The organism is Enterococcus sp. 4E1_DIV0656, assembly GCF_002140695.1.
Classification (GTDB): Bacteria; Bacillota; Bacilli; order Lactobacillales; family Enterococcaceae; genus Enterococcus_D; species Enterococcus_D entomosocium.
This window is the reverse complement of the sequence record NZ_NGLF01000004.1, coordinates 2,115-8,638: the sequence shown is the minus strand read 5'-3', so window position 1 is coordinate 8,638 and position 6,524 is coordinate 2,115. Positions and strand designations below refer to the sequence as shown.

The 6,524-nt window shown below is 40.3% G+C and carries 4 protein-coding genes; all 4 read left to right on the top strand.

The genetic code is table 11. From position 1 onward, the window contains the following. Nucleotides 1–163: 163 nt before the first annotated feature. The 4 genes from A5882_RS18640 to A5882_RS18625 all read left to right on the top strand — a co-directional run bounded on the left by A5882_RS18640 (nt 164) and on the right by A5882_RS18625 (nt 5,810). Complete coding sequence (locus tag A5882_RS18640; protein ID WP_254908552.1) at nt 164–1,225, top strand: DUF916 and DUF3324 domain-containing protein; 1,062 nt, start codon at nt 164–166, stop codon at nt 1,223–1,225. 5 nt (nt 1,226–1,230) lie between these two features. Beyond that, nucleotides 1,231–3,732, top strand: a complete 2,502-nt coding sequence (locus A5882_RS18635; RefSeq protein ID WP_086373440.1) for a WxL domain-containing protein — start codon at nt 1,231–1,233, stop codon at nt 3,730–3,732. Nucleotides 3,733–3,866: 134 nt separating this feature from the next. Next, nucleotides 3,867–4,220, top strand: a complete 354-nt coding sequence (locus A5882_RS18630; protein WP_086373439.1) for a hypothetical protein — start codon at nt 3,867–3,869, stop codon at nt 4,218–4,220. An 87-nt stretch (nt 4,221–4,307) separates the two neighbouring features. Continuing rightward, nucleotides 4,308–5,810, top strand: a complete 1,503-nt coding sequence (locus tag A5882_RS18625) for a helix-turn-helix domain-containing protein (protein WP_086373438.1) — start codon at nt 4,308–4,310, stop codon at nt 5,808–5,810. The last annotated feature ends 714 nt before the right edge of the window (nt 5,811–6,524 follow it).

Genomic DNA, 6,524 nt, shown 5'->3' with positions numbered 1-6,524 from the left:
GATTCCTGATGCAGATGGCCCAGAAGCGGGTGAACCAGATACCCCGAGTACGCCGGAAGCACCTGGAGACAACACATAATGTAGTGAATTGATTCCTTAGGAACTCTCAACAGCGTTACAAGTTCTTGTAGCGCTGTTTCTTTAAGAAAGGAGATTGTTTAGTTTGACCCGAAATATTTACTTACCTATTTATCATGCGGCCACGAAGTGGCTCGTTCTGTTAGTCATTTCCTTTGGCCTTTTTTGTTTTCCTATGATCAGTCATGCGAATGAAGGCAGCCTCAATTTTTATGTCACTCCTGAATTTCCTGACAGTCAAGTCGAAGGATCAAAGAGTTATTTTGATTTGAATCTAGCTGTTGGAGAAACAGAAACCTTAGGACTGAAAGTACAAAATGCCAGCAGTGAACCGATTCAAGTGCAAGTGACGCCTCATACGGCGTATACCAATGTTCATGGGGTCGTTGAGTATGGCAAAGAGGCCGAAGAACCAGACAATAGTCTGATGTATTCACTAGCTGACTTGATCGAATCAATAGAGGTGATCGAATTAGCAGGAAATGAAACGAAATCTATTCAAGTACCTTTACATATGCCTAAAGAAGCGTTTAAAGGTTTTTTAGCTGGTGGCCTACGCATTTCTGAAGTTCAAGAAGAACAAGAAGAAGAGGAAGCCACTGGAGAAGGGGTGGCGATCAAGAATGAATTTGCGTATGTGGTTGGTGTTGTCGTGAGTAACACCCGGGATTCGGTCCAACCAGATCTAGATTTATTAGCTGTTTTTGCGGATCAGTTGAACTACCGCAATGTGATCAGTGCAACGATTCAAAACTTCACCCCAACGTTTGTGAATCGCTTGGCGATCGATGCCACGGTTCAACGAGTGGGAGAGGACGAAGTTCTCTATGAAGCCAGTGAAGAGGGGATGCAGATGGCACCCAATTCTCACTTTCATTTTCCTATCTCGTTGGATGGGGATCGCTTTCAAAGCGGTGAGTATCTTTTAAAACTAGCCGCAACTTCAGGTGAAGAGGAATGGACCTGGGAACGGACATTTACGATCGATGCCGATGAGGCACGGGCATTAAACCGACAAGATGTGACGATCGATACCAGTCTCAATTGGTGGATGATTGGAGCCTTGATTTTGCTTGTTCTGTTAGGAATCCTAATTGTTTACGTGTTCCTTACAAAGAAAAAACGATCAGAGATAAACGAGGAGTGATCACAATGAACCTTCGGAAAAATTTTACCTTATTGGGTATCGCCTTTCTTTTTTTACAAGCATTTCCATTCAGTATAAACGTGGCACATGCGGACAACAAATCATCTGTAGATGCCGAAACAATTGCGGCCTTTCGTACTTATCAGCCAGACTATTTGACCTTAAGTACAGCAAAAACAGAAGCGGTAGATTCTCCAAACAATCGTCCAGAAGAACCAATTCAAGCATTTTCTTTTGTGCATAAGACTTTCCAAACAACAGTGGGCCAGATAGTAATTTTACCGTTTCAAAGTAGCTTGTCTGCAGATGAGGTACTGATTCGGATGCCCGGTGCTGGAGAGATCGTTACTGATTATTTCTCCGACGGAGAAACGATTCAACATTCCCATGGAGAGTATTGGCTGCTTCGAACTTCAAAGCAAAAAACTTCTTTTGAACTGCCTATTGTTTTTGAATCGACCGGAAACTATTTCATTACAATCGATCATGATGCAGATTCATTTTATTTAGAAGTAAAAGAGCCAATTCAAAATATTGAAAAAGATGAAGTAGATCTTTCTGAGGCAAACTTACTACAGGTTGATGGAGAACATCAATTTGTAACAAATGAAGAGTTAGATAAGAATCCAATATACGTCTTGGAGCACGAATTACCTATTTCACAGGAATTACTTGATCAAGAAGACGTACGTATTTTAGAAGAAACCAGAGATCCTCACAATCGATCCACGAGTACTGTTCATAATTGGACTCAATTTCGATCCGCATGGAATAGTGGCTCTACAAGAACTATTAATGTGGAAAGAAATATAAATGCTGAGTCTACTTCATTAAATATACGTAACCAAAGTATAAGGATTAACTTTTTTAGCGGAAATACGACCCGATGTATAGAATTGTACCATCGAGCTCAAAATCAAACTCAAAATCATACTCTTGCTGTTTCAGGAACAGCTAATCTTGAGTTAATGGGAACTCCACTTCGTGCTGCAAACCTTAACACTCCAGCATCCTCTGCAGGTAGTGTACCTTTGATTTCTCAAACCGGTAGTGGTAGAGTATTACTTTCAAATGATTTTCTCATGCGTGGAGGTATAGTAGCCCAAAACATAATATATCAAGATGGGGGTAATCAACATCGTGGATATCTACAAGTGAGATCAAACGGGACGCTAGAAATAAGTACTAGGGGCAACCGCACCACAGGAGTGCACTTGGGGCAAATGATTATGCCAGGAAACGTTACCGCTCACATAAAAGGGACTGGTGCTCTTATTCCTAGTACCGGTAGAACCTGGACAAGTGTAGATTTACAGTTGAGCGGACCTCAGGCACGAAATATAATTTCTGCTACAACAACTCCAGGTGACTTTGCACAGCGGTACCCTAGTTCGGGACTAGCTACTACTAGCACAACTTCTATGTCCGTCAGCGGCCCATTAATTGCGCCACTCCCATCCTACACTCTTTCATTAAAAGCAGGTCCTGAAGTTGGTGGGAATCCAACTATGCAAGAAAGTGCGCTTCAACAAGGAGCTGAAACTACCATTTATGCTAATCCAAACGAAGGCTATCAATTTGTTCATTGGGAGCTTATCTCTGGGACGGGATCAAGCATTTCTTCATTGACTGCTGAAACAACGACTTTCACAATGGGTAGTCAAGATGCAGTGGTTCGGGCAGTTTACGAAGAAGTACAAGCCGGAGAAGTTCATGTTTATCATACAGACACAGATGGGGAAGAGCTCATGGAGCCAATCGTAATTACTGGGGCTATTGGAGAAGCTTATCAGACAGAACCTGAAACCATCCTAAACTATCAGTTGGTAGAGACTCCAGAAAATGCGAGCGGCCTGTTTTCTGATGAGGTAATTTCGGTTGTTTATGTTTATGAGATAGAAGCAGTTTCTCCGAAAGATCCAATCGATCCAGATAGTGACGTCGATCCAGAAAATAAACCAGATTTACCAGAAAATCAGGGACTACTGAGTCTTGATTTTGCTTCTCAATTTAACTTTGGTACCCAAACCATTTCGGCGACTGACCAAACCTACCATGCACGACCACAACGATTATTAGATGAAGATGGCACGGTGAACGAAACAGAAGAGCGACCGAATTATGTTCAGATCAGTGATCGACGTCCGGAAAGTGACCGAAATGGCTGGAACTTGGCTGTGACGCAAAATAAGCAATTTGCAACTGATTCCGACCATTCTTTGGCAGGAGCGCAACTGCAGTTGATGAACCAACAATTAGTCACCGCACAAGGAGGAAAAGAACCTGCCCTGCAAGCGACGAACCCACTGACGCTTGTCCCAGGCAACAAACGTACATTGCTTCGTGCCGAAGGCACAGAGGGAACGGGTACTTGGATCTATCGCTTTGGGGACGCTGAAACCGCACAAGAAAGCATAGTGCTCCACGTACCAAAAGAGGCAACACCGCATGCCGAAAGTTACAAAACGACGCTTACTTGGGAATTAAGTATAGTGCCCGGTAACTAAGGTATCCAAAAAAGGAAAGGAGTGGTTGCTCTTTTCCTTTTTAGTTATCTTTAGAACCAACTGCAATAAAAGAAATGAGACTTGACAAAAATAAAACTTAAAATAGAAGAAAATCCAAAAGGAGAAACGAAGCAATGGAAAATCGTCAAACCAAAGAATATTATTTAAACCAATACAAGGCACAGTTGGCCAAAAAAAAGACCCAACACGATGCTCCTGAACTGTATACCTACATGTACAACTTGTTTGATCAACTCCTCGTATTACTTACAGATCTTTCAGAAGAGACATATTGGCGGCGAATCCCGTACATTTTAGGCATTGATGCCAAGCTGTCTTTGTTGACAGAGGCAGTTTCCTTAGAGTCCTTTTCTGATAAAGAGCTAATTCGACTGATCGAACAAGACTATCGTTCTTATTACAAAGAATTATGCGGGTATGATTTGAGTATGGAAACTAGTCACTCGCTAATTTTTTACGTCAAGTGAAAGCGAAAAGAACCAAGCCCTCCTGTTGGCAAATACGCCTAAAACGCTTATGATAAGAAAGAGAGTAATATAAAGGAGGGGGAGCAAATGCGGGAATTGCAGCTGCAGTTTGTAAGCAACCCAGTGACAGTTCGATGGTTGCGGGTGCTCAATGTCGTGGAACGTGAGCAACAATTCAATATTGTGGATCTTTCAAAACAGTTGAACGTGTCTCAACGTACACTAATTACGGATATCGGCTATTTGAAGCAATACTTTGAAACCAGTGCTCAGTTTACCTACCACAAAAACCGCTATACATTTGTAGAAACCGATCGGCTACACTATCAGGAACAAAAACAATCTTTGTTAGAACCAGAGATTCTCTTTGAACTGATTGGAAATATTTTCTATGGAGAACAAGAATCGGTGGCTGATCTAGCTGAATTTTTTAACTGTTCCGAAAGTACTTTGCGACGCTTTATGACATTGGCGCAAAAAGCGTTGGACGGCTACGGCCTGACTCTGCACTCAAATCCGGTCACAATTACCGGAAGTGAAGAACAAATTCGAAGGTTTTTCTTTGATTTTTATTACGAAGGGGCTCAAACGCCACATACCCTACACCCTCCTAAAGATCTTCAAGAGCTATTGATCGATATGCTTCAAACACAAAGTAGAACGTATGAATTAGGATCAGGGTGCACAACAGCTGCTTTTTATTATCTTTTGTATATTACCATCGAGCGGAGCCGTCAGGGACGGCATATCTCGCTTCCAATATCACTATTTTTAATTGATCGTAAGGAAAAAGATTTCCAGAAGTTGATGGCCTTGCAGCCTTTGATATACGATCGCTATGGGGTCTATTTGTCAGAAGAAGAAATGAGCTGGGTACACTATCAGTTGCTTTCTCGTCGAACAATTGATCGTCCAGAATGGGAAAAAGTATTTTTTATGCATTTTAATCAATGGCCGGAAATTGAGTCACTTACGTCAGATTTTTTGAAATATAACGGATTTACAGAATCGCAACAGTCCAAATTAGCCACTTTTTTCAACGCCTTTTTTTTGACCCGGAAGCTCAATGATCAGATCAGTCCGGTACTAAACAAGCTATTGATAGAAGAAAAGCAAGCCATCAAAAAGAGCTATGCTAAAGAGTTGCATCAAATACGTTACTTTTATGAAAGAAACAAACAAACCTTAGACTTATCCAACCAATACGAGGATGATGTGGTGTTTAGTTTGACCCTTTATAGCCATATTCTATTTCATTATTATGCCCCTGCCCGTTCATTGTTGTTCTTACTTGAAGGAGATGCGTTGGTAGTGCAATATATTCGAGCGCAAGCTCATCAAATATTAGGTCAGAGACACAAGATTCGATATTTAAAAATTGCTGAACTGACCGAAAAGCATCTCAATGATGATTCGGTAGATCTGTTAATTACAAACTACAGTCAGTATGTAGCAGAGTATCGACTGACAAAGGATTATGTATTGATGAACCAAGTGCCCGATGAAAAGGATTGGGCAAGAGTTTTAACAAAACTCAATGCCATGGTAACTAACCCTCTGCCACCGGATTCTAGTTTGAACAAATACTAGAAGAAATATAGTTAAGCCATAGTTATCACCAGACAATTTAATTGACTGGTGATAACTATGGCTATTTGTGATTTTAAATAATACCTTGATTATGAGTCGTTATGCAGGACATCTTTCTTTATTTTCATGTATTAGTGAAAAAGCTGATTTCTTAGAATAATAAAGATAATGTTATAGTATTAATTATCTTTTCTGGCTGTCTCTTATACACATCTAGATGTGTATAAGAGACAGGGACAAATATTGTATGGGGTCAGAAACTTAAAAGTTTCTGACCTTTTTTAATGAGTAAGAATCCTGTCTCTTATACACATCTAGATGTGTATAAGAGACAGAATTATATCTATGAAATATCGAGTGATCAAAATAACGTATTATATATAAATCAAAATTGTGAGTAGTAGACGTGTCAAAAAAGGGCAGAAAATTTTAAGTTTCTGCCCTTTTTTAATGAGTAAGAATCTTAGCTTTTGTGGTACTCTTGAACACAAATTACTCCTAGGTATATTGAACATAGAAATGGACGATTGGCAGGTAATGGTTATCTAAAAAACTTATTGAAACTTAGAAATAGAGATGCAGGAATCCCAGTATAGACGGATTCGCCAACATCTTTCACATAATAGTGAAAATGCTGATTTTGTACATAGATTGAACGATGTTAGAGTAATACCTGTCAGAACGACAATCTCATTTCTACCAAAAACCTTCGTT